The sequence below is a fragment of the Mycobacterium angelicum genome (assembly GCF_002086155.1).
Taxonomy (GTDB): Bacteria; Actinomycetota; Actinomycetes; order Mycobacteriales; family Mycobacteriaceae; genus Mycobacterium; species Mycobacterium angelicum.
Map to the genome: position 1 here is coordinate 1 of NZ_MVHE01000307.1, position 443 is coordinate 443.

1 protein-coding gene is annotated in these 443 nt (G+C 67.7%); it reads left to right on the forward strand.

Features of this window, described 5'->3' with window-relative positions; all coding sequences use genetic code 11:
- Positions 1–443: acyltransferase domain-containing protein (locus BST12_RS29520; RefSeq protein ID WP_139802104.1), on the forward strand; the 443-nt coding region annotated here is incomplete at both ends.

The window sequence follows — 443 nt, forward strand, 5'->3', positions numbered from 1 at the left end:
GCCTCGCCGCAGTCCACGGTGATCGGCGGGGCCACCCAGACGGTGCGCGATCTGGTGGCGGCATGGGAAGCGCGCGACGTGATGGCCCGTGAGGTGGCCGTCGACGTCGCGTCGCACTCCCCGCAGGTCGACCCGATTCTGGACGACCTGTATGAGGTTCTGTCCGATATCACTCCGCTGTCCCCGCAGGTGCCCTACTTCTCGGCGACGTCGTTCGACCCGCGCGAGGAGCCCTACTGCGACGCCAACTACTGGGTGGACAACCTGCGCCAGACGGTGCGCTTCGCCGCGGCAGTACAAGCCGCGATGGAAGAGGGCTATCGCGTCTTCACCGAGCTGTCCCCGCACCCGCTGCTGATGCATGCGGTCGATCAGACCGCCCGCAGCCTGGATATGTCGGTGGCCGCTTTGGCCGGTATGCGGCGCGAGCAGCCGCTGCCTTA